Here is a 24,317-nt window from a genome sequence, read left to right as displayed (position 1 = left end):
TACAATTTATACAAATCCTATATACTTCCTATGAGGTACGATACATAAATACTTATTAATATGGAAAAAAATTTGTAGAAATAATGTCTACTGTACCAATTAACGAATTATCTCAACATATCGAGGACGGCCTAATTCAAATGATAAGTAGAAGTGGAAATATGAAGTTTATAAAGCACTTTAGTCCAGATTTGATAGTTGACGCCCAGAAATTTTTCAAGACTTTTGTACCTACTGCTAAGTATTATGTAGTAATAGTTCCACATAATATGAAAAATGAAGAGGTAAAAGATGAGCTTATATCTATGTCGAGAAGCAATTTTAATCTTACAATTCTTTATTCCTATAAGCTTAAGGATAAAATGTTTATAATAGGTTATGATTGAGTGAAATAAAAAGGAAGGAAAAAAGTGCTTATAATAGACCTCTAGCTTTCATGGCTCTTACTACTCTATCTACAGCTAGCGCCATAGCAGCAGTTCTTAGATCCTGATCTTCTAACTTCTTTTGATGATAATCGTACAGTGTATTAAACGCATTGTTCATCCTGTTAACTATAAGCTTCTTAGCTTCTTCATCACTTATTATCTCTCCCATTTTATTATTAGCCCACTCCACATAACTCCCAACAACCCCACCAGCATTAGCAAGTATATCCGGAACAACAACTATACCTCTCTGCCTCATTATCTCGTCAGCGTCTGCAGTCAATGGACCATTTGCACCTTCTACAATTAGCTTAGCCTTAACCTTAGGAGCATTAAACTTATTTATAACGTTTTCAAGCGCTGCAGGTATTAATATATCACAGTCCGATATTAGCAATTCTTCATTTGTTACTTTTCTTCCCTCGGGGTAGTTTATAACGCTTCCAGTTTTCTCCTTTATTTCCATAGCCTTTCCAACATCTATTCCTTTCTCATTAATTACTCCGCCTTTAGAGTCACTAATTCCAACTATTTTAGCTCCCATTTCACTTAGGAATTTGGCAGCATAATAGCCAACATTTCCATATCCTTGAATTATTACTCTAGCCTCTTCAATACCTCCTATAAACTTACTTGCAGCTTCTTTAGCTATGGTAGCAACTCCAAGTCCAGTACTGTATAGTCTTACACCTATTCCGCCTAACTCCACCGGCTTCCCTGTAAATACTGCGAAATCAACTTTTCCGGTTATCTTTATATACTCGTCTAGGAACCAAGCCATGGTTTGCGAATCTGTGTTCACATCTGGGGCTGGGATATCTAATTCACTACCTAAATATTTATAAATAGCTTGAATATACTTTCTCGATAATTGTTCTAGCTCTTCCCTAGTTAACTTTTTAGGGTCAACTCTAATTCCGCCTTTTCCTCCTCCATATGGTAATAATAGCAATGAGTTTTTCCACGTCATTATCATGGATAACGCTTCCACTTCATCTTGCGTAACATTAGGATGGTACCTAACTCCACCCTTATAGGGGCCTAGTGCAGAATTATGCTGACTTCTCCAACCTATAAACGTCTTTAACTTGCCGTCTGATCCCCTAATTTGTATCTTAACTTGAATTATCCTTTCGGGTTGAGAAAGAGTCTCTAAAGTTTCGTTATCCAGACCCAATAATTCTCCGACTTTATATAACTTTTTGACTTGTTGAGTATAGAGACTCGAACTAAGAACTTCTTCCATCGTTATAATATCGTTTTTTAAGAATAAAAATTTTTTCCAGCATAGCCTTAAAATTTACTTTACTCACAATTTTCTTTAGGTGAAAAAGTCAAAACGATATAAAAAGGGAATTTATTAATTGATATGCTATCAAAATGTAATAAAAGATTTTTAGTTATTATTGATTTTTTAGAAACTGTTTTGAAGCTTACAGCCATTACAATAAACAGTTTCTACTTTTCATTATTTTAGTAGGATTTTTCGAGCTAAAGTAAGGCATAGTTCCTCTACTAAAAAGTTTTCATTAGGATTCACAGTAACATTTTTTCAATTAATCTCCTTTCTCTTTCTGATCCTCAATAATTTCCTCTATTTCTCTAGTTCTAAAACCGCTCAAAACTGCTATATAATGAAATATTATACCTATAGTTGAAATTATTATAATATCGTAAGGAAATGTTATAAGCGCAGAGTTGCCTAATGGTCCAAATTCACTAAGATAACTGATAATGTAAATAGCAAGAATCAAGCCCATAAGCCAAAATCCACTCTTCAAATGTTCTTTTCCATTAGAGTTTACAGTTAGATAAGCAATTATTACGGGAATTAATGCTATCAATGTAAACAATGCAAAGTATAGTATAGGGTAATCGTTATCTAAAATTAGCTCATAATATCCTATTATTGACAATATGATGTTTGCAACTAACTGTGATAATCCTAAGCTAATGCCAAGCCATTTCTTTATTCCTAGCATTTTCACTGCATAATTCATCCAGAAGATTGGAATTCCAATAAATAAAGCAGAGACTATATAAAACAATGTTGTAAATCCTGACCAATAAACTATCAGCAAGGAAACTATTGTAGCAATCGGTGCTATAATGCTTGCAAAAGGTATCTTAATTCCTCTCTTTAAATCCGGGGCTGTTTTTCTCAACGTCTGTAAACCTATACCGCCCATGATATACGTAAGTACAGTAGCTGAGGAGTTGAATCCTACTAATAAATACCAACTTGGAAATGGAAGCAAGAAAACGATACTGGCTATTAAAGATACTATTAAGGACCATATAGGTATTCTATAACTATTTAATTTCTTGAATATTGACGGGAAATATTCCTCTGCTGATAAACCATAAAGGGTCCTAGCTGATGTCCCAGTATAAACTAATCCAGTTCCACTGGGAGATATAATTGCATCTATTAAAAGTACATATCCCCAAGCTCCAGCCAAGGCGAGACCCTCAGCTTCTAACTCACTGTAGAATGGACTATTAGCCCACTTACTGCTCAATAGCGCTGACCAATTGCCGGGGGTTATTCCAGCAGATACCCAATTTATTGCGCCTATAAAAGCTATTTGTAGGAAAGTGTAAATTAATATGGCAATTACTATTGAGAGAATTATGGCTTTCCATACGGTCTTTTCGGGGTCCTTAGCTTCTCCAGAATACTCTATGGGTTGTCTAAATCCTAAATACGAGTAAATTATCCCAGCAGAGGGTATTGCATATAGCATACCGACTGGGCCAATATAATTCGATGCAACACTTTTAGGGAATATTCCTCCATAATTTATAAAATTACTTGATTTAAAAGCAAAAAATAGTAATATAAATGTAACGACCGGTATGATCAATTTCCAAACTGTTATAGCAGAATTCGTTTTCCCTAAGACCTTTATACCATAATAATTCACTAAAAAATAGATAAATAGTAGAAGAGTTGAAAGCAATAGTCCTAAAGGCGTTAATATAGTAACTGGCGTATTATTAACGACTTCTGAAATAGTAAGCAAATGACTCAAAGTAGGATTCACACTTGTCAAGTATTCGATTGTTGCTAAAGCTTCTATAGAAGGTGTAGAGATTGCGGAGAGTAGGTAAAGGAATGCTATAACAAATCCGGTGTAACTTCCGTGGGAATAAACTGGATATCTAACTATTCCACCAGTTTTAGGTATTGAACTTCCGAGTTCTGCATAAGCTAACCCTATAAACATTACCATTATCCCAGCTATTACCCAAGATAAGACTCCAGATAGTCCAGCTATTGAAGCAACGCTTAAGGAAGCTAATAACCAACCTGAACCTATCATTGCACTTAAAGATAAAAAGGTAAGATCCAAGAGACTTAACTCTTTCCTTAACAATTTATCTGAGTTACTTATGCTTGTCATACAATTTGTTTACGAAGTAAGATAGGTCTTTTTAAAGTAACATCTAAAGAAGTATACGTTAATTGTACAACTTAATAGGAAATGATTTCGTAATTCGAAAATACGTGATAGTACTCTTACTAAACTGGCAACCTAAGAAGAGATGAACTAGGATGAATTCTCAATTTTTTCTCAGAATTATTATATGTCAAAAAACACACCCAATAGATAATAGATATATAATATTGTATAAGCCTTTTTCTCATCTTATCTAGTTACATCAACTCTATTAAATTAGAGAAATATAATTTGACAATATTGAAAACTTTTGGTATTTCCTAACTCATAATTAGATTAAAAATACTTCCCCTTTTAATCAGTTTAATTTATATACCGCTTTTTAGCAATAGTGAAAGATGTCGGAACAAGAAACAAACCAGGTTAATTTGGACTTGACAGAATATAGACAAGGAAAGGCTATAGTACCAGATAATTACTATAATCCAAACATAGCACCACTCCCTAAAAACGCAAAAACATGGACATGGATCAACTATACTACCATATGGGCTGGAATGATACACAATGTTCCCGCATTTATGCTTGCTGGTTTACTAACGTTTGAATTCGGTCCACTAATAGCCTTAATGATTATAGCGGTAGCTTACTTTACCTTGCTAATAGCACTCTATCTAAACGGCCATATAGGTACAAAATGGGGGATTCCATTTCCCTCATCAATTAGACCTATGTTTGGAATAAAGGGTGCAAGAATACCGGTAATAATGAGGGCAATTTCAGCGTTATTTTGGTTCTCTGTTGAGACCTATGCGGGTGGCCTAATATTGGATGCACTCATCTCAATCTTTTACCCCTCATGGTCAACGATCTCGGCTAACTTCTTAGGAATGCCACTTCATCTTGCAATTTCGTTCTTTCTCTTCTGGTTCCTTAACGTGCTAGTCTTGTTTAAGGGAATGGATGAGATAAAGAAATTTGAACTAATTGCTGGTCCCTTGGTAATAGTAATCTTAGGAGGTTTAATGATTCACGTGATTACTCTTTCAAATGGTATATCACCACTCTTTCAAATAAAGGGTAGTGACGTTTCATTGCCCAACATAGCCTTAGCAGTATCCACAATGGCCGGCTTTTGGGCAACCCTAGTTCTAAACATTCCAGACTTTACTAGATTTTCAAGAAGTCAGAAGGACCAACTAATAGGGCAAACTATTGGTCTACCTATCCTTACGTTGCTTTTCAGCCTTATAGCAGTTGGTCTAGCATCCGCAGTGATTTACATTTACCATATTCCAAGTAGTGAGGCAATTAATTATGTGAACCCAGTAAATATAATGTATCTCTTTACTAACGATTCTTACATAACGCTTATCTTAGGAATTAGTCTCGTTATTGCAACAATTTCAGTTAATGTTGCAGCTAATATCGTCTCACCCGTTTACGACTTGATAAGCCTATTCCCAAAGAAGCTCAATACTTGGTCTAAATCAGCCCTTATATCGGCTATCTTAGGTTTGCTTTACGCACCATGGCTATGGTATAATAACGCTTCAAGTATAGAAAACGTGATAAATTTGATTGGTGCTGGTCTAGGTTCTGTTGCAGGAGTCATGATTGCTCACTACTGGATTCTAAGGAAAACTGAAATTAAACTTGCAGATCTATTTAAGCCAGATGGAATATATTGGTACATGTCAGGTTATAACATTAATGCAATAATTGCAATGATAATAGGGTTCTCTATACCAGTAATAGGATTTCTAATTCCTAAACTATCCTTGCTATATGATTATGGCTGGTACTTGGGACTATTTTTAAGCCTAGCTATATATTTAGGATTAGAAAGAAGAAGGGAGCAGGAGAAATTAGAGCCTTAATTTTTTATTTTCTTTTAAGTAGATATCTTTGTATTTTACCACTCTCAGTCTTTGGTAATTTATCAACAAAGTCAACCTTTTCTAGATGCACATGCTTAGAGTATTTAGTGTTTACAAAATAGATAATCTCCTTCTTTAGTTCCTCAGTTGGACTATATCCACTTTTAAGAACAATATAAGCGTGCAATATATGTCCTCGTATCGGATCTTCATCAGCAACAACAGCAGATTCTAATACTGCGGGAAATTCTAATAAAATGCTCTCAACTTCAAATGGACCTACTCTGTAACCGGATACCTTAACCACATCATCCTTCCTTCCAATAAACCAGAAATATCCTTCTTCATCCTTATACGCATTGTCACCAGTCAAGTACCAATCTCCCCTAAATGACTCCTTAGTCTTCTCTGGATTATTTAAATATCCTAAGAAGTGGAAACCTGGAGAATCTCTCTTGACAGCTATAATATCTTCTAATACATCTACTTCATAACCAGGAGCAGGCAGTCCCATACTTCCTACCTTTAGGTTGGCCTCATATCCCCAGCCATTATAAACCACCATTCCAACCTCAGTTTGTCCATAATGGTCTTTAATACTAACATTATACTTATCCATAAACCACTTTATAATTTCTGGGTTAAGTGGCTCACCGGCAGAACTAGCTCTTTCTAGTACTAAACCGTATTTCCTCTTAACCGTTCCGGCTATCATTCTATACGCAGTAGGTGCAAAGGCAAAATTGGTGACCTTATTTTCTTCTAGGAACTCCATTGTTCTTTCAGGGTTAAATGGTTCGTCAAGAAAGATTACGGCTTTTCCAAACATTAGCGGTCCTATTATACCATAATACAATCCGTAAGCCCATCCAGGATCTGCGGGATTCCAAAATACGTCATTCTCCCTAATACCTATACCATACTTCATGTAGACATAAGTGTTAAGTAATAACCTCTTAGCGATTAGAGCTCCTTTAGGTGTTCCCGTAGTTCCAGAAGTGTAAAGTAATATTATAGGGTCATCCCAATTTATCTTTTCAATCTCTTTTAATTCACCGTAACTTAATAATTCGTCGAACTTGGAAAAGGGTATTGCATCATTTACCTTATCCTTTTGATCGTCTTGACAAAAGATAACTTTTGGTTTCACGTCTCTAGTCCTCATCCTAATTGCTTCGGGCCCGAATGCAGTAAATAATGGCTGATAAATTGCTCCTAATGATAGAGTTGCTAAAAGTACTATAACTTGTTGAATTTTCTTTGAAGCTAATACTGCTATTACGTCTCCTTTCTTAGCGTTATGAAACTCCTTAAGATATAAGGCAAGTCTTAACGCCTTTCTTTTAAGATCCCTGAAGCTTATCTCCTCTATAATCTCATTAGAGAGCCTCTTAACCGCTATACCATCATGAGAAGTTAAAACGTCTAATGGACTTTTATCTAAATAATTAATTATCTCACTCCACGAGAAGCTTCTTCTAATCTCCTCATAACTTACCATAAATTAATTATACATTTAAAACTTAAAAATGTTGGGAAAAAATGAAAAGGGAAAAACACTAACTCTTAATCGACTTATTCTCCACTACTAATTTCCCATTTTGAATTACATGTATAACATTAGAGATATCCCTTATATTTTGTGTAGGATCGCCGTTAATAATTATAATATCAGCGTCTTTTCCAATCTCTATGTTTCCAGTGTTAATTCCAATTGCCATAGCAGCGTTATAGGTCGAAGCTCTCAGAGCCTCTATTGGAGATAGTCCTCCTCTCTCAACTAGTAAAACCGTCTCCATCCAATTCTTTCCAATATCAATCTCCTCTATTCCAGTTTCAAAACCTAAATCGGTGCCACTTATTATTGTAACCCCATACTCTTTAGCTTTTCTAACTACTTCTGAGACACTTTCCCTTACAGAGACTATCTTTTGAAGTCCCCACTCATCAACTCCTATCTGTTTACCGTATTTGTATATTAACTCTTGAATAGTCAATGTCGGAGTTAGCGTTACGTTTTTCTCCCTCATTAACTTCAACGTGTCATCCTTAAGCAAAGTACCGTGTTCTAACGTTTTTATCCCAGCCTCTATTGCAATTCTTGCTCCTCTATCTCCATGAGCGTGAGCTGCTACGTAAGTATTTACTTTTTCAGCTTCGTTTACTATCGCCCTAATTTCCTCATAACTTAACTGAGGGTGTTCTGGTCTATCCCTCTGTGATAATACTCCACCAGTTGCAAATATTTTGATGAAATCAGCACCATCTCTTAGAACTTTCCTGGCTGCGTGAATACATGATTCCACTCCATCGCAAAATTCTGAAAAGCTCATAGTTTTTGAAAACTCTAACGGTACATCATGGCTCAATTCTCCATGTCCAAAAGTCTGTGTAATAGGTTTCCCTGCAGCAATTACCTTAGGTCCGCTTATAATCCTTTCATTTACAGCTCTCTTTAAGGCTAAAGACACTGTTTCTCCACAATCTCTGACAGTTGTAAATCCTGCTAACAATAATTTTTCTAGCCATTTACTAGAGCGAAGTACTCTATACTCCGGTTTCTCAAACATTATCTTTAATAGACTACCACCTTTGATTCCAGAAAGATGAATATGAGCGTCAATTAATCCCGGCATCACGAACATGTCTTTAGCGTCAATTTCCATTTTTGCACTGTGATCTTCTCTAGACACTTCTACGATTTTTCCTTCTCTAATATAGATGTTAACTTTCCCTATTAATTCCTTTCCATTAAAAACTATTCCGTTTCTTATAGCTAGTTCCATGGTTATCACTATCTTTTTACTATTTCTTGTCCCTCAAATGTTGTCCCTTTAGTTTCTTTATACAATAAATACGCTATTAACGTCACAATCATTCCAGCTATTCCCCAATATACTGGTGCTAATCTATAACCAGTAGCGTAAATCAAGTAGCTTGCAATAAATGGCGTTGTTCCTCCAAATACTGCGACTCCCACATGGTAATCAAAGGATAATGCTGTATACCTTACTTTGGTTGGGAATAACTCTGTTAATGCGGCTGCATATGCACCAGTTGACATTGAACCTACCACGGAATATATTATTTGAGCTAGCAATATTAGTGCGAATTGGCCAGTAGAGATTAGGTAGAAATATGGATATACAAGGATTAGTAAGCCTGCTGCAGTTGCTACCATCAATGGCTTTCTCCCAATTTTATCAGCAAGCATTGCGAACAAGATTATAGATATTGTTTCGACAATGTATCCTATCGTTAATGCTAATGAAACAACTCGTGCAGGTACTCCTATTACGGTTTCTAGATACGATGATGCAAAAACACTAGTAGCATATGTCATCGTAGTTCCACCTATTATGAACCCTAAACCCAACAGTATTCTTTTCCAATACATTCTGAACGCATCAACTAATGGAAAATGAGAAATCTCGTTCTTCTCCTTAACCTTTTTGAATACTGGTGATTCAGAAATTTTCAGTCTTATAATGACTCCTATTACTGCTATAAATGCACCAATTATGAAAAGTATTCTCCAGCCTATAGATGCGAAAGTATTAGGTAGCATAAAACTACTGAAGATGAATATTAATCCAGTAGCCATTAGTGGTCCTAAACCTTGGGCCATTTGAGCAATTCCGGTATAGAAAGCTCTTTTCCTAGGATCCGCAAATTCCGCTGAGAGAGTAATTCCTCCTCCGAATTCACCTCCCAGCGAAAATCCTTGGAGCAATCTCAAAATTGTTAACAATGCAGGTGCTAAAATACCTATTGCAGCGTAACTCGGTAGTAAACCCGTGAATAATGACGATAAACCCATTAATGTCATTGTGATTATTAACGTATATTTCCTTCCTATTTTATCACCTAGATGACCAAATACTATTGCACCTAGAGGTCTACCAGCAAAACCCGTAGCAAATACTGCAAGTGTGTCAAGAAGTGACACTATTTTATTTCCAGATGGAAAGAATAGGCTGGCTAAAATACTAGCTACGAAACCGAATATTAAAAAGTCGTAAAATTCGAATGCTATACCTATCATAGCTGCGATTGAAACTTTTGTTTCTTCCTTCATATTTCGGTAATTGTTTTTAATGTCTTAAATTTTTTTCCATTAAAAGTTTAACATCAATTTATTATGATGAAGAGAGTTTTTTAAATATAACTGAAATGGTTCTAGTTAAAGATAATAATGGATTTAAAAGTTTTCACTTAATCTATAACCTTAAAGAGATAACTCTTCTCTCAATAACATTAATTAAACTTTACAAATCTTATTTTGGTTAAATAGTAGTATCCGTGCAAAGACGAGCTTTAATATAATAAATTCTAGAAATCTGAAACTATCTATGATAAATTTTGCAGAGAAAAATATCTTTTTAAAATAACAATATTTTTAGATTCTACAATCCATTTATTTCTTCTCACGTTTCATAAACTCTATCAATTTTTCTCTTTTTAGCTATTCAATTTTTCATATAGCAAAATTTTTGAGTTAATTGCTTAAATTATGTAACCAAGAGGTTTATTGATTTCATGTTGCCATAAAATTTATTATGACAACAAAAGGTAACAACATAATATGAATTTACACAGTCACATAACACTAGCTTTAGCATTTGGCTTAATTTTCTTTCATAATGATATAACCTTAGCTGTTTTGGTAGGGATCGGAGCGGCAATACCTGATCTGGATAGGGAATATGTGTTCACTAAGAGGAAAATATTTGCAAAATATCAACTGCATAGGGCTCTATTCCACAACGTCTTTTTCGCTCTGTTAGTAACTTATTTTAACTTTTACTTAGGACTAGGAATATTTCTTCATATAGCCTTAGATCTACTTACATCGCCTACAGATAGGGGTGTAGAGTTGTTTTTCCCTTTTGGTAGATTAGTTAAGAATTACGAACTAGACTATGATGGTAACATAAGGAAAAATAGGGGGTAATGTGGTATCTTGAAGATCCAGTAAGGATAATAAATAGGACGGCAGATCCGGGATTAAAAGATGTAATTAAGATGCCTTGGATCAGAATTTATGGTCCCTTTAAAAATAGCAGATTAGTTGATTGGATGATATTCTACTCTTCCTTCATTTTTATTCAATTGTATGAGTTGCATCATCTTGTTGAATGGTGGGAGTTATTTCTATATACCATATTTGTGAAATACATCTTCATTACAATTGGAATTATAATATTTTACTTTACAGGGGAATTATGGAGAAGAAGGTTACAATTTCAGAAGGTAAATAACAAATTGAAATACGTAATAATAGGTACAATGGCTTTAGGGCTATCTCTTCTTGTAGTTCAAGGTATAAGTCTATATTCGCCCATGAAGCCCATAATTAATCTAAATACGTTAGGGCTTATAATTGTCTCAATGCTCATAGGGTTATCTTTGGCATATATTCACGTAAGGCTAAGGTTCAAAAAAGTTACACTATAACGTTATCTTCTCTTTCTTAGTATCAACGCTATGACAATGGCTAATACTGCTATTGCCACCGTCATTTCTAATAAAAGCATAGTATTTATGGACAATTGTAATGTCTCAACTATCGGTTCATTCACCACTAAGGTTCCACCTGATGTTAAGTTATAATTTCCGATAAACCTTCCCACTTCATAAAAGGGAATGCTTGCATTTATTTTAACAGCTGTATTGGCGTTAATCCATACGCTTCCATTAACCCTTTTGCCATTCAAATATACCGGTACATTAGAGTTTATTATAACTCGATATTGTTTTATCGTGGTTATGTTTACGTTTAAAGGTGAGCTAATGTTAAACGATTGGGATGGAAAAATTGATGAAATGATATATCTTTCATTGCTACCATTATAATATGTGTAATTGATTATATTGATTTGAGTACCTTGAGCAAACCAATTTGTATTGTTTAAGGTAACTTGTTTGCCATTTACAATAGCAATAACTGGAATTGATGAGTTTACTTTCACCAAGTAGTAATATGTGTAATTTGGTATAATGTTTATAATCTTGAACCAACTGACATTGGGTTCTATCAAGCTAGGATAGCTTCCATGAAGGACTGCAAAGGATGATGAGTTAATGGAATAATTCGTAAAGAAGCCCAAACTAATTGGGGCTGAAACGTAACCAGAGAAATTACGTGAAAGGACGTTATTAATCAGAAATGGTACTTTACTACTAATATTTAAATATAAGAAACCTGGAATTGAGGGGCCAAAATTAGTAGTCAACAATCCTGGTTCTTGTTCACCAACTGTGACGTAAGCATCACCGTTTTTGTATATGGTAACACGTAAATTATTAGTTGATTCCGCTGTATCACTCCCGTAGTTATATACTTGCGAAAATGGTACCCATTTACCGTTTTTGATATACAATAGTGCTAGGAAAGAAGACATGTTTAAAAAGGTCGTAGATTCACCATTTCCAAATCCTCCCCATACCAATTCAGCATCTAAGTAGTCTCCTAAATATGTTATAATACCTAAATTTACGCTAGGAGTAGTCTGATTGGCTATTATAATTGAGGCTGAAGTTAAGTTATTGACAGGGATGAAAACCGTATCGTAAAATATTGGATTAGGCGGAGTTATACTTCCATTCTGAAGAATAACATAACCGAAACTAACATATACTCCTTGAGTATCATAGCTCTCATTTATTATAAGGTAAAACGAAAAGGGAAAATTGTAATTAGTATAATAAGTGCCATAAGCGTAATACGAGGAATGAGAGAAAAGTTCTAAGGTAGGATATATTTCACCTTTTCCAGTTACGTTGTTTATTCCAGCGAAAGGAGTTGTTGAGTTCCAAATATTATTACTAAAGAATACCTTACTTTCATTTGTAATGAAATCGGCTACATTTTGTAACCAGAAATAGTACTCTTCACTACTAGTGTTAACTTGTAGCATAACGTTCAATTGAAGCGAAGCGCCATAAGGTGGAACTCCAAGTTTTGACCCAGATGCATTATAAGCTAATAAAGATGTCACATTCGCATATCCTAATACTTGATTCGTGTATATAGGACCGTTATAAGCTACTACTCCAGTGGGTAATGAGATTACAATTAATGGTGTTGGAAAGAGCAAAAGGAGAGCTAATATTGTATTCCTTATCACATAAGGGAAATGAATGTTCAAAAATAAAAACGTTTTCCTAAATTGCAAGCAAGTTATTAATTCTTTTAATCATATCAGCTTCTCTGAACGTATAGAACGTTATTGCTTGGCCTACTCTTCCCATTCTGCCAGTCCTTCCTACTCTATGTATGTAAGTTTCCACATCCCTTGGAATATCGAAGTTTATTACCTTGTTAACATCTATAATGTCGATTCCTCTTGAAGCCAAATCAGTTGCAACTAGAACGTTGTACTTTCCTTTCTTAAATCCATAAAAGTTCTTCAATCTAACGCTCTGAGGCATATCACCACTTAAAAGTCCCACATTTACTCCCCTCCCCTTTAATAAGTAGAATAATTTCCTAGCCCTATCCCTAGTCCTAGTGAATACTAGAATTTTCTCGCCATTTATTTCCTCCAATAATTTCGATACTTTATCACTCCAATCATTCCTAACCTTCACGAATTTCTGTTTAACCTCCTCCACTGGTTTATATTCATCTAATACGATCTCTCTAAGGTCCTTAGAGAACTCTTTTGCAAGAGTCATAATTTCATCTGGTATTGTAGCTGAGAAGTACCCCGTGATTTTAGGATTACAGTGATTCAATATCATTCTAATATCATCTATAAAACCCATGTCTAGCATCCTATCCGCCTCGTCAACTACAACAAAATCGTAAGCAGAGAAGTCAATCTTACCCTTACTCCATAGATCCAAAAGCCTACCTGGGGTACCAACAACTATCTTGGATTGTCTTTGATCATCGTAACTCATTCCGCCTATTACCAAGCTAACGTCAATTTGTTTGTATTTCCCTAGTTTCCTTATCTCATCTAGAATTTGTATTGCCAATTCCCTAGTAGGTGATAAAATTAAAGCCGAACTATTTCGTTCTAGAATTGGAATAACATATGCTGCAGTCTTACCAGATCCTGTTTTAGCTTGAACTATTACACTCTTACCGTTCATCAATTCCGGAATTACAGCTTCTTGAACTTTGGTAGGCTTAATGTAGCCAGCTTCATTCAAAGCCTTTCTTAGTTCTTCACTTAAATTTTCAAACATAATGGGTAACTGCTCGTGTTAGTCTAATAAAGCTATGCTTATTCGAGCAATAAAAAAATTTATGCGTTTACTACTTTTGTAAGTAAGTTTAAATTTAACTTGTCAACTACATTATTTGCCATGGACAGCTCAAAACACTCATTGTTTTACTCAGCTATAATCCTTGTGTTAATGACAATCTCAGCAAGGGCCACTAATAACATGGTTACTACTACAGTTCCACTATTGGCTAAATATAGCCTTCAACTATCTAACTCGTTGGTTGGTCTTTTGTCAGCCTTATTATTTGCCTTCAATTTTATCTCTACAACATTTATTAATCCTAAACTTAATTCCAAGGTAAGAAAGAGAGTACTTATAATATCCAATGTTGTAATTTTACTTTCTTTACCACTTTATTATCTGTCTAACTCATTATCAATATGGATAATCTCAATCTTCGCTGGAGTTGCATTTGGTTTAGTAATGCCTAATCTAGTGACTGCCGCGAGTTTAGCAAGTGATAAGAGATCAGTCGAGAGATTACTATCTTTATACTCAACTAGCCTTAGTACCAGTTTGATCCTAGGCCCAGCAATTGAAGTCTATTTACTAACAAAATATGACTATAGGGGTATATTCTTATGGTTTATTCCATTAGCGTTCATAGGTGTTATAATTGCATCGAGAATTAGATTCCCAGATGTTAAGAGAGAAAATAGTGGAATTTCAGTGATTAAAAATAAGGGTCTAATAGCAGCTGCCTTATCGATTACCACTTATAATATACCATTCGCAGCATTCACGACTTTCTTAGCAATATTAGCTAAGGATAGATTCAACTTACCTAGCTTTGATGCGTACTTTGTCTTTTTGCCATTCTATATAATGTCTTTCTTGACTAGACTTACGATGACCATTAGACCATTTGAAAACCTCAGAACGCCAATGTTAATCTCTATCATTATAACGATTTTGGGGTTATTCGGAATATTATACGCTCCTAATTACTCTATATTTCTAGTAGTTATAGCGCTACTGGGGATACCTCACGGCTCAATATTTCCTATGGCTACTATAATGATAAGTAGAGCTACCAGTATAGCTGAAAGGAACGCAGTGAATTCGTATTTCTTAGCTTATAACAATTTATTATTCCTAGTAGTTCCAGCCATAATCGGATTTGTATCAGAAATAGTTGGGTTATCACTCTCTATGTCGTCCTTAGTAATACCCGTTGTCATTACCGCAATAGCTTTCTTCAAGATGTTTTGGAACGATAATATTATAGTTAAGAGATGAAAATTTAAATAGCTATAGGACTCCGCATATCCATATGGATAAGAAACTCTTGATTTTTGTAGTTTTAATAGTTATAATTTCTTTTGCTTTAATAGTGCTATATCCCTCAAATGATCTTTTACTCTCCCCTCAAGAGGCTGAGGCGATCTTTGGTGGAAATTGGGAAGTTCTACAGAATGATACTAATTTAAAGTATATTAGCACGATAACAATGTACTACGTTAACAGTTCAAATATCACTACACAACATTCAATAAAAGTGAAGTCGATTGAACAAGAAACACTTGTAGGTAATCTACTAAATAATACTAACGTAGAGATGGTAATAGTTGTTGTGAAGTTCTCATCAAATGTGAGTTGGAATGAGATCTTTACTATCAATAACAGTTACTATAAGTATGATGGATATTGCATAATTTATTCGGCAACCTCTTTTACGTATCCTAGAACAGTTATAGTCGCTTTTATGGGATCAACGCTAGTTGAAATAACACTTTATGGGTACAAAGCCTCATTTTCTCAGATTAAGGAATTAATAAGTGACTTGCAAAGTTAGATCTTCTACTTGACTACGTACAAGTTACTATATAGGTACGATTATCCTCAGAGCCACACTTTGTACATTTAGGGAAGTATTCAAGTGTAGTAAGGTGTAATATACTAGGACACAAGATGAATAGAAAACAAAGGGAAATAGAATTCTTAAGACGTGCATGAACAGAATGAGCATAAGAGCAATTTCTTGGGTTAAGGATAAACCAATGTAGGTATACTATTGAACGCTTTTAAATACAGCCTAAAAAAAGAAAGCTAACGTAAGAGCGTCAGTGGACTTGGTAATTTTGAGGCGTCAAATCAAGCGCTTTATGACTAAATCCACAGTGTTTAATGAGTTCTAGACTTACGTTCATGAGTGAAAAAGGGATCTCTAAATACTGATTAACAAACCTATTTCGAAAGAGTTTAAATATTTGCAAGCAAGCTTCATCTTTAATGAAAACAAAACTGCTAATCGCTGGAATTCTCGCAATAGCCGTAGTTGCAATTTCAGTAACTACGATGTCAGCCCTTATTAGTTCTTCATCCAAAATAGTTGCTCTCTCCTCTTCTGAAGCTCAGACAATCTTTGGAGGATCATGGGAAGTTTTGCAAAACCAAACTTATTTGAAAGTATATTCTACAGAAAATATTACTATATACTATGCCAATGGTACTAACGTTACTATACCATATCCGCAACATGTCAAGTCACTAGATCATGAAGTACTTGTAGGGAATATAAATGGTACTAAAGTTAAAATGGTGATAAACGTAGTTCAATTCACTTCAAACGTTAGTCATTTTGTTCTTCCTTTATCTCATTTCATACAGGACGAACATCACCATCACTTCTCACATGACTTCATGCTAATCTATAACTCTACTGAATATAATGGGTATAGGGTAATTTACTTCGCATCTACTTCTCCATACCCACATACTATACTAATAGCATATAAGGGTACAACATTAATAGAAGTCACTTTAAATGGATATGTCGCTTCAATAACGCAGATGGAAGAAGTACTAAATTATATTTAATTTTTTCCTACTTAACTATATTTTCTTTGATCATTACTTTTATTTCCTCTTCATTGTATCCTAATTCCCTTAGTATCTCCATGGTATTTTCCCCTAAATTAGGCTCCCTTTTATTATCTAAAGAGCCAGGTAATGGAAGCTTTGGAATTAGTATATTGCTATTATATCTTTTTTCCCACTCTATGAAGTCAGCATTTACAACATCTTTTAACTTATTCATTTTGGCTACTGGTATATCATTCTCACTTAGTAAGTTAATTATATCATCGAGTTTCATTCTACTGAACTTATCTTGTAACAGTTCATGTAATTCCTTTCTATTTTTTACTCTGGCAGAGTTAGTTCTAAACTTCTCATCATTTAGCAAATTCTCTAATCTTAATAGTTTGCATAACTTGCTGAATTTAACGTCATCGTTTACTGCCAAATAAAATTCATCTCCCTCTTCACTTCGGAATAGCTCATATGGAGCCCAAAAAGGTAATTCGTCTTTACCTCCCTCAAAAACCTTTCCAAATTTCTCATATTCAATCAAATAATATCCCAACCAAACTGCATCAGCTTGCACAATATTCACCCTATAATGTCCAGGTTTTTTCATCAATAACGCGTAAAGTATAGTGATTACACAGTAAGTTGAAGTATTCATATCGGTGATCGATGCTGGTAATCTAGCTTTTCCATTAGCATCCATTATCCCACTAACGCTCTCTATGATTGTACCGAAGGCTGGTAAATTCTCGTATTTTCCCTTAGGATAGCCCTTTATTGAACAATAGACTAAACTTGGATTAAGTGAGAAGAGAGTTTTTTCATCGAATCCTAACTTCTCCATTGTATATGGGGATAGATTTTCTATAAGCACGTGAGATTCCTTAATTAGCTTTAAAAAGACTTCCTTTCCCTTCTTACTCCTTAGGTCTATTGCAATTGACTTCTTACCTCTGTTATTAAAAATAAACATGGAATCCCCCATGACATCATCTCTTCTGCTGGGATCACCTTGAATAGGTTCTACCTTTATTACCTCAAATCCTAAATGAGCTAACATCTCGCCAGCAAAGGGAGCTGATATAACATGACCTAGCTCGATAACTCTATACATATTTAGATGTTGATAGCGTTTCCTTTTAAAGTTTTATACAGTATAATATACGAAAATAATTTAATGGTAGAAAAATATAGTTATTTCATGAATCTTGAGATTGATCTGAGAAAGATAAAATTTTCCACATATGAAGAATTGATGAAGTCATTTGCGTGGGAGATTCCTAGGAAATTTAATATAGGTGAGGCAATATTAGATAGGAAAATTAGGGAAGGATTAGGTGACAATATTGCATTATACTACGAAGATGAAGAAGGCAATAAAGGAGTTTACACTTTTCGTGAAATTAAAAGATTGTCTGACGCCTTCATTAAACTTTTCAAGGAAAGGTTCGGGATAGGAAGAGGAGACATTGTGGGAGTTTATCTTCAACCAAGGCTAGAAACTATAATTACCATTCTTTCCGTCTATCGTTTAGGAGCGATTACGTTATCTATATCCCCTCTAATGGGAATTGAAGCAGTTGAGTATAGGTTAAGGCATAGTGGAGCTAAAGTTCTAGTCACGGATAGAAAAAGTGTAATTGGGAAAATTAAGGATGTTATTAATATTGTATTAGTAGGTGAAGATTCGAAAGATGTAGTGGGATTTGATGAGATAAGGAAAGAGAGTGCTGAGTTTAATGCTGTAGAAACTGATAGTGAAGAACCCGCTCAATTATTTTATACCTCTGGCAGTACTGGAGCACCTAAAGGTGTTCTTCACGCTCACAGATTTCTCTTAGGTCATATTCCTGCTTATCAATTGTACTTCGAAATGGCACCTAAAGATAATGATGTTTTTTACACTCCGGCTGATTGGGGATGGATAGGTGCCTTAGGTGACGTAATACTACCAAGTCTCTACTTTGGTAAACCTATAATAGCCTATAGGAGAGAAGGGAAGTTTAGTCCAAGAGACCATTTGGCAATAATGCAAAAATATGGAGTTACTTGTGCCTTTATACCGCCAACCGCGTTAAGGATGATCAGAAGGGATGTGGAGAAGCCATCTAAAGAGTATGATCTAAAATTAAGGGCTGTAAGCAGTGCAGGAGAAGCAGTAGGTGAGGAGTTAATTAACTGGGCAATTAAGGAGCTAAGCCCTAATGTAAATGAGTTCTATGGATGTACTGAGGCTAATTTAGTTGCAGTTAATAATTCTGTATGGAGAAAAATAGGATCTGTAGGTAAACCTACACCCGGACATGAGGTAGGGGTTATCGATGAGAACGGTAATCCAGTAATTAATCAAATCGGAGATATTGCTGTGAAAAACGGAGATCCAGTACTATTTTTGGGCTACTTTAAAAACCCTGAGGCCACTACAAAGAAGTTTAGAGGAGATTGGTTCTTAATAGGTGATGTGGGAATTATGGACGAGAAAGGTTATTTGTGGTTTAAGGGTAGGGCTGATGATGTGATAAAGGTTTCTGGATATAGGCTAGGTCCAGAAGAAATAGAAAGAGTAATCTTACAACATCCTGCAGTTCAAGATGTAGCAGTAATAGGTAAACAAGATCCTTTAAGGGGAAATGTAATTAAAGCGTTTATAGTATTAAAGGAAGATTTTTCAGCGTCAGATAACTTGACAAAAGAAATACAGCAACTAGTTAAAGACAAGTTAGCAACCTATGCTTATCCTAGGGAAATAGAATATGTGAAAGAATTACCTAGGACAGAAACTGGAAAACTTAAGCGATTTGAACTCAGAAAAAGAGAGAATGAAAAAATAGGCTAAAGTTATTATTGTAGGCTTGTTCCTACCTTATCGGGTGGTGACAGTAATGCAGTTATTCCCCCTATTATGGCTACTGAAATATCGAAAGTCGCAATTCCTAGTACTGGATTATTAAAAGCTAAACCTAGCGCGGTTACTATGTAAGGTGCGAACGAGGAGAACGCTACGCCTAGGTTTATTGAGAAAGCTATATATGAATATCTAACATTAGTAGATATATTTTCACATAACCATGCAGGGAAAATTGAGTACTGAAATGCGAACAAGGATCCCATAATAATGCCTGCTATAATTCCTGAAATGTAGGATCCAGTGTACAATAAGGAGATTATTGGATAAACCAGTATTCCGATTACGAATCCTAAAATACCAATCAGTAACTTTCTTCTCTTTAAGACGTCACTTAAATAACCTGTCAAAGGAGATATAAATAACCAAATTAAGTTTGTTGCTAGCACAATATTATCTATTTCATAACTAGATAAACTTGTATGTAGAGCTAGGAAGGTTGGCATATAAGCTATTATACCGTAATATATAGAACCATTGGCAAATAATACAATAGTTGCTATGATGACCATCTTCCACCATCTTCTAAATACAGTGGCTATTGGTATTTTTTCAGGTTTATCGGCTACCTTAGTTAACCATTCCACACTTTCACCAACTTTCCATCTAACCGCTAAAGCTATTATTAAAGGGATGGCCCCGAACCAGAACATTATCCTCCAACCTAATGTTTGAAAAGCTGTTCCGGGTGCTAAAGCTAACGCTACCTCATTCGCTATAACTGCAAATATTAAGCCTAAAGCTGCTCCACCTTGTTGCAAACCCCCTAGAAGTCCTCTTAACGTGTCTGGAGCGAATTCCGTTACTAAGGTCATTCCTCCTCCCCACTCTCCCGCTAAGAAGAAACCTTGTAGAATCCTTAGTATAACCAATAATATAGTTGCAAGTATTCCAATCTGATAATAGGTTGGTAAAAATCCTATAAATATTGTCACTAATCCCATTCCTAGAAGAGAAATAAACCATAATCTTTTCCTTCCTATCCTATCACCATAATGCCCGAAGAAAATACCACCTATTGGTCTAGCAAAATATCCTACTACTAGAGTCAGTAAGAATTCGAGCAGACTGGCGGTCTTATCTGTTGCGGGGAAAAATAATGGGGCTATAGTATTTGCGACATATAAATACACAACGAGATCAAATAACTCAAATCCCCAACCTAGGTTTGCAGATATTGCTACTTTTAATGAGGTTGTTAAATCTTTATTTGACATGTTATTAACTATCTTAATTCTTGTAGATAAAGATATCTTCTTTTTAATTGATTATCATGAAATTATTTATTTTTACCATTTTTTTAATAAATAAAAATTAAGCTCCAACGTATGGTATCGTTCTCCCAAATCCCAATAAATTAGCAACTATTGCTAAAATTATTAAAGCTACGATTATCATTAAGCCATAATAGTCAAGACTAGTAAACTTAAGCTCTACTAGACTAGTCCTACTTGGATAAGCCCTAAATCCCCTAGTATCAGCAGAAATTGCTAAATTCTTAGCTCCCCTAAATAAATATACCATAGTTGGTATTATCGCCTCAAATATTGCGTAAACTATTAACAGTGATGATATTATCCTTGGCTTACCGTATCCTAAACCTCTTATATATTGCATCTTCACTGAAGTATCCAATAGCTCGAATATCCTAGGTATCATCCTTATGCCAACTAACACTGAAAACGTTATTGCTATAGGTATCTTTATTTTAGTGAACATCCTGAATATATCAGACCCAGTTGTTGTAGTAATAAATAGTAATGCTGATAATAAGACTGGGGCTACTCTAAATGCAGTCTGAAGACCGTAAATTAGAGCTTCTAACGTCAATTGTTGCTCATAACCCATGACTTGGAAATACGATGGGAAGGTCCAAATAACCGTAAATTGTTTCACATTAGGGAAGGCTAATTGTAATATACTAGGTGGAGTATAAGGAGCAATGCTCCATGTTCCACCTAATATTGTCGAAAGCGTCAGAAAGAACGCATATCCGAATTTCCTTACTCCCTCATTCAACGTTAGATATGATAATAGGAGAATTAAGGTCAATATAGCACCTATCCACCATATAGTAGTAGCAGCTACAGTCATTACTACAATTGTAAGTACTAGTTTTATAACGGGATTTAACTTGTAGAGAAACGTATTTCCACTCTCATAACGCGTTATTTCCCTTAAACCCGTTATACCCACTAAGAAAATCACAAATAAAGCTGGTACTGCAGATCCGTAGAGAACAATTACCCAACTTATTATTTGATCAACTAAATTGTTCATTTTTTATCAATCCTCCTAATTCGTATTCTAATGGAGGCTCTATACCATGCTTTAGTGATCTACTGAAAACCTCCTCCGGCTTTCCCTCTAAGACGATTTTTCCCTCATTCATTACTAATAAATAATCAGCGAATCTATCTACAAATCTAGAATCATGAGTTACAACCAGTATAGTATATCCCTTATCCCTTAATTCTAAGAGTTCTTTTCCTAAGATTTGCCTATGATACCAATCTTGCCCACTTGTCGGCTCATCCATCAGTATGACCTTAGCCCCACCTGCTAGTATCGAAGCCATTGCAACTCTTCTCCTTTGTCCCATGGAAAGAACTAAGGGATCTTCCTTTCGATAGGCGTCTAGAGAGAACGTCTTCATAACTTCTTCTAACCTCTTCTCGTTATATATACCTCTATTCTTCATTGAGAACTTAATCTCATCCTCAACGGTTCTCTTTATAAACATAACGTCAAAGAACTGAGGTAAATACGCTAAGAACTTTCCCCTCTCCACTAGTTTAGCCTTACTTAAATCTATACCGTTAACTACAACCTTCTCTTCTTCTACTATTAGCCTTTTCTTGTCGATTAAACCAACAATTGTCTTCAATAAAGTAGTTTTCCCAGAGCCGTTCTTACCCATTAACGCCGTTATAGTACCTTGTTTTAATGATATTTTGGTATTAATTAAATACCTTCCACTTTTTGTCTTAACCTTTACACTTGCGTAAAGAGCTTCTCCATTTCCCTCAACTCTAGAAGGTGGTTTATATGTGTAAGTTTTCCTTAAGTACTCATAATCTATTTTCTTAAAACCGCTTTTCTTTAGAAATAGCATATAATCTGGTATTTCGAGACCCAGAGAGTGAAGGAAATCGGCCTTATCAACAATCTCATCTTTTCTGACATCTATAGCAATTTTTCCCTCTTCTACTACAATTATTCTATCCACAAAGGGCAATACTCTCTCTATTTTATGCTCAACTAAGACTAGGCTAATTCCCTCAGATCTGAGGGCTTTTACTAACTCTAAAATTTCCCTAGTACCTTGAGGGTCTATATTAGAAGTGGGTTCGTCTAAAATTAGAGCCTTAGGTTTCGTGGCTAAAACTGAAGCTAGGACAGTTCTTTGAAGCTCTCCTCCAGATAAGGTATTTATCTCTCTATCCCTCAAATGAGAAATGCCACATATTTTCATCGACTCTTCAACCCTCTTTACCATCTCATCCCTACTTATCATATAGTTCTCTACGCCGAAAGCTACCTCATCTATTACAGTGTAATTAAAAGCTTGAGTGTCTGGATCTTGTAATAGCGTACCCACGTATTTAGATATTTCATGAGTTGGTGTACTCTTTACGTCAAGTCCAAAAACTCTAACTTCTCCTTTTACTTCAGCGTTGATCAAGTGTGGAATTACGCCGTTAATAACACTTACTAATGTTGACTTCCCACTTCCCGACCTTCCAGTTATTAAAACTGACTCTCCTTCTTCTATATCAAGCTTATCTACAACTAGGCTGGGCTTATTCTTGCCTAAATACGTTACTTGGAGATCCCTAATTTCCACGAATTTCACTGTCCCACCGCCTTGGCTATCCTTTGCCCAGCTAAAGCTCCTAAGATTCCTATGATCACATCACCTGGTATAAAGGCTAGAAGGTCAAATTGTATAGTAGCCCAGTTTACTATAGCCCCACTTATTAATGGCCTAAAGAAGCCAAGATAAAAAATTGGGTCTGGAATTGCAAACAATATACCAATTATTATCCCTTCTAGTACAGCTAATCCCAAAACAGTTCTAGTTGCAACCGATGACCCGTCTGTACTTTTATGCCCGATACCGAACAATTTACCTCTACTACCAATAATAACAAGGTCGAGAAATAGCCCATAAGTTAGAGCTTCATAAATTGTATACATCGGCTCTCCACCAAAACCATAGAAAAATAAGTCTGATAGTATGTTGAAAATTAGCAAACTTAACATTCCAGTACCAGGTTTTCTTACTAAGGCAGCTACGATAAGTAGAATGAACATTCTCCCCCAAAATCCTACTCCTATGAAAGGTGTACTGGGTAAAAATCTTCCAATGAAACTGCCTATATAGAATTCCCAAACCACGCTAAAGGCTGCTCCTACCGCGATATAGACTAGATCAATAGTTGTAAAACTCTTTAAACCGAATCTCCTAGCGAAGTAGAAAACTATTGCCAGCCCAACTATAAAATAGATAGTAACTATTTCCCAAGGAATCATACCAGGAACTGAAGTATCGAACTTTATCCCATTGAATGCCATATTTAATATCTGCTATAAATATTTAAAAGGATTTCCTATAATGGTAATATAAACTATATAGTCTATTTAT

General features: G+C 35.2%; 18 protein-coding genes and 1 pseudogene. 7 read left to right on the top strand and 12 right to left on the bottom strand.

All coding sequences use genetic code 11. The features are described from left to right. Positions 1 to 83: 83 nt before the first annotated feature. The gene (locus GFS03_RS05865; protein WP_153422939.1) at positions 84 to 386 is read left to right on the top strand and encodes a DUF4898 domain-containing protein; all 303 of its coding nucleotides are present in this window, start codon (positions 84 to 86) and stop codon (positions 384 to 386) included. Between the two features lie 28 nt (positions 387 to 414). Here GFS03_RS05865 and GFS03_RS05860 read toward each other — a convergent pair whose 3' ends face one another. Together GFS03_RS05860 and GFS03_RS05855 are read right to left on the bottom strand one after the other, a co-directional pair. Then, positions 415 to 1,674 carry a Glu/Leu/Phe/Val family dehydrogenase gene (locus GFS03_RS05860; RefSeq protein WP_153422938.1) on the bottom strand — a complete coding sequence of 420 codons (1,260 nt, stop codon included), beginning with the start codon at positions 1,672 to 1,674 and terminating at the stop codon, positions 415 to 417. A gap of 310 nt (positions 1,675 to 1,984) precedes the next feature. Then, positions 1,985 to 3,835 carry an APC family permease gene (locus GFS03_RS05855; protein WP_153422937.1) on the bottom strand — a complete coding sequence of 617 codons (1,851 nt, stop codon included), beginning with the start codon at positions 3,833 to 3,835 and terminating at the stop codon, positions 1,985 to 1,987. A 395-nt stretch (positions 3,836 to 4,230) separates the two neighbouring features. Here GFS03_RS05855 and GFS03_RS05850 point away from each other — a divergent pair, with 395 nt between their 5' ends. Further along, entirely contained in the window at positions 4,231 to 5,712 is a 1,482-nt protein-coding gene (locus GFS03_RS05850) for an NCS1 family nucleobase:cation symporter-1 (protein ID WP_153422936.1), read from the top strand. A gap of 4 nt (positions 5,713 to 5,716) precedes the next feature. Here GFS03_RS05850 and GFS03_RS05845 read toward each other — a convergent pair whose 3' ends face one another. The 3 genes from GFS03_RS05845 to GFS03_RS05835 are packed head-to-tail and all read right to left on the bottom strand — an operon-like array spanning position 5,717 to position 9,790. Beyond that, positions 5,717 to 7,213, bottom strand: a complete 1,497-nt coding sequence (locus GFS03_RS05845; RefSeq protein ID WP_153422935.1) for an acyl-CoA synthetase — start codon at positions 7,211 to 7,213, stop codon at positions 5,717 to 5,719. Between the two features lie 58 nt (positions 7,214 to 7,271). Then, complete coding sequence (locus GFS03_RS05840; RefSeq protein ID WP_153422934.1) at positions 7,272 to 8,498, bottom strand: metal-dependent hydrolase family protein; 1,227 nt, start codon at positions 8,496 to 8,498, stop codon at positions 7,272 to 7,274. Between the two features lie 8 nt (positions 8,499 to 8,506). After that, on the bottom strand, positions 8,507 to 9,790 hold the full coding sequence (locus GFS03_RS05835; RefSeq protein WP_153422933.1) for an MFS transporter: 1,284 nt from the start codon (positions 9,788 to 9,790) through the stop codon (positions 8,507 to 8,509). A 507-nt stretch (positions 9,791 to 10,297) separates the two neighbouring features. Between GFS03_RS05835 and GFS03_RS05830 the strand changes: the two are divergent. After that, positions 10,298 to 11,169: pseudogene (locus GFS03_RS05830) on the top strand (metal-dependent hydrolase). A 2-nt stretch (positions 11,170 to 11,171) separates the two neighbouring features. Here the strand turns inward: GFS03_RS05830 and GFS03_RS05825 are convergent. Both GFS03_RS05825 and GFS03_RS05820 read right to left on the bottom strand, forming a co-directional pair. Beyond that, positions 11,172 to 12,842, bottom strand: coding sequence for a thermopsin family protease (locus tag GFS03_RS05825; protein WP_153422932.1), 1,671 nt, complete (start codon positions 12,840 to 12,842; stop codon positions 11,172 to 11,174). A 37-nt stretch (positions 12,843 to 12,879) separates the two neighbouring features. Continuing rightward, a complete protein-coding gene (locus tag GFS03_RS05820; protein ID WP_153422931.1) occupies positions 12,880 to 13,911 on the bottom strand; it encodes a DEAD/DEAH box helicase in 1,032 nt (343 codons plus the stop codon). A gap of 120 nt (positions 13,912 to 14,031) precedes the next feature. Between GFS03_RS05820 and GFS03_RS05815 the strand changes: the two genes are divergently transcribed. From GFS03_RS05815 to GFS03_RS05805, 3 genes are all read left to right on the top strand, one after another. Continuing rightward, the gene (locus tag GFS03_RS05815) at positions 14,032 to 15,192 is read left to right on the top strand and encodes an MFS transporter (RefSeq protein ID WP_153422930.1); all 1,161 of its coding nucleotides are present in this window, start codon (positions 14,032 to 14,034) and stop codon (positions 15,190 to 15,192) included. A 34-nt stretch (positions 15,193 to 15,226) separates the two neighbouring features. Then, on the top strand, positions 15,227 to 15,748 hold the full coding sequence (locus GFS03_RS05810; protein WP_153422929.1) for a hypothetical protein: 522 nt from the start codon (positions 15,227 to 15,229) through the stop codon (positions 15,746 to 15,748). A gap of 437 nt (positions 15,749 to 16,185) precedes the next feature. Beyond that, a complete protein-coding gene (locus tag GFS03_RS05805; protein ID WP_153422928.1) occupies positions 16,186 to 16,773 on the top strand; it encodes a zinc ribbon domain-containing protein in 588 nt (195 codons plus the stop codon). 7 nt (positions 16,774 to 16,780) lie between these two features. Here the strand turns inward: GFS03_RS05805 and GFS03_RS05800 are convergent, their stop codons facing one another. Further along, a complete protein-coding gene (locus GFS03_RS05800) occupies positions 16,781 to 17,878 on the bottom strand; it encodes a CaiB/BaiF CoA transferase family protein (protein ID WP_153422927.1) in 1,098 nt (365 codons plus the stop codon). Positions 17,879 to 17,941: 63 nt separating this feature from the next. On the opposite strand from GFS03_RS05800, the gene GFS03_RS05795 reads away from it, so the two are divergent. Further along, the gene (locus GFS03_RS05795; RefSeq protein ID WP_238699228.1) at positions 17,942 to 19,600 is read left to right on the top strand and encodes an AMP-binding protein; all 1,659 of its coding nucleotides are present in this window, start codon (positions 17,942 to 17,944) and stop codon (positions 19,598 to 19,600) included. A gap of 5 nt (positions 19,601 to 19,605) precedes the next feature. Here the strand turns inward: GFS03_RS05795 and GFS03_RS05790 are convergent, their stop codons facing one another. From GFS03_RS05790 to GFS03_RS05775, 4 genes are all read right to left on the bottom strand, one after another. Then, positions 19,606 to 20,886, bottom strand: coding sequence for an MFS transporter (locus GFS03_RS05790; protein WP_153422926.1), 1,281 nt, complete (start codon positions 20,884 to 20,886; stop codon positions 19,606 to 19,608). 97 nt (positions 20,887 to 20,983) lie between these two features. Beyond that, positions 20,984 to 21,949, bottom strand: coding sequence for an energy-coupling factor transporter transmembrane component T family protein (locus GFS03_RS05785; RefSeq protein WP_153422925.1), 966 nt, complete (start codon positions 21,947 to 21,949; stop codon positions 20,984 to 20,986). After that, positions 21,933 to 23,525: an ABC transporter ATP-binding protein gene (locus tag GFS03_RS05780; protein ID WP_153422924.1), complete on the bottom strand. Its 1,593-nt coding sequence runs from the start codon at positions 23,523 to 23,525 to the stop codon at positions 21,933 to 21,935. The genes GFS03_RS05785 and GFS03_RS05780 overlap by 17 nt, the downstream gene beginning before the upstream one ends. Further along, positions 23,522 to 24,247: a hypothetical protein gene (locus GFS03_RS05775; RefSeq protein ID WP_153422923.1), complete on the bottom strand. Its 726-nt coding sequence runs from the start codon at positions 24,245 to 24,247 to the stop codon at positions 23,522 to 23,524. Before GFS03_RS05775 ends, GFS03_RS05780 begins: the two co-directional genes overlap by 4 nt. Positions 24,248 to 24,317: the final 70 nt, after the last annotated feature.

The organism is Sulfolobus sp. E5-1-F, from assembly GCF_009601705.1.
Classification (GTDB): domain Archaea; phylum Thermoproteota; class Thermoprotei_A; order Sulfolobales; family Sulfolobaceae; genus Saccharolobus.
The sequence above is the reverse complement of the archived record's forward strand: the minus strand, read 5'-3'. Positions and strand labels throughout refer to the sequence as shown.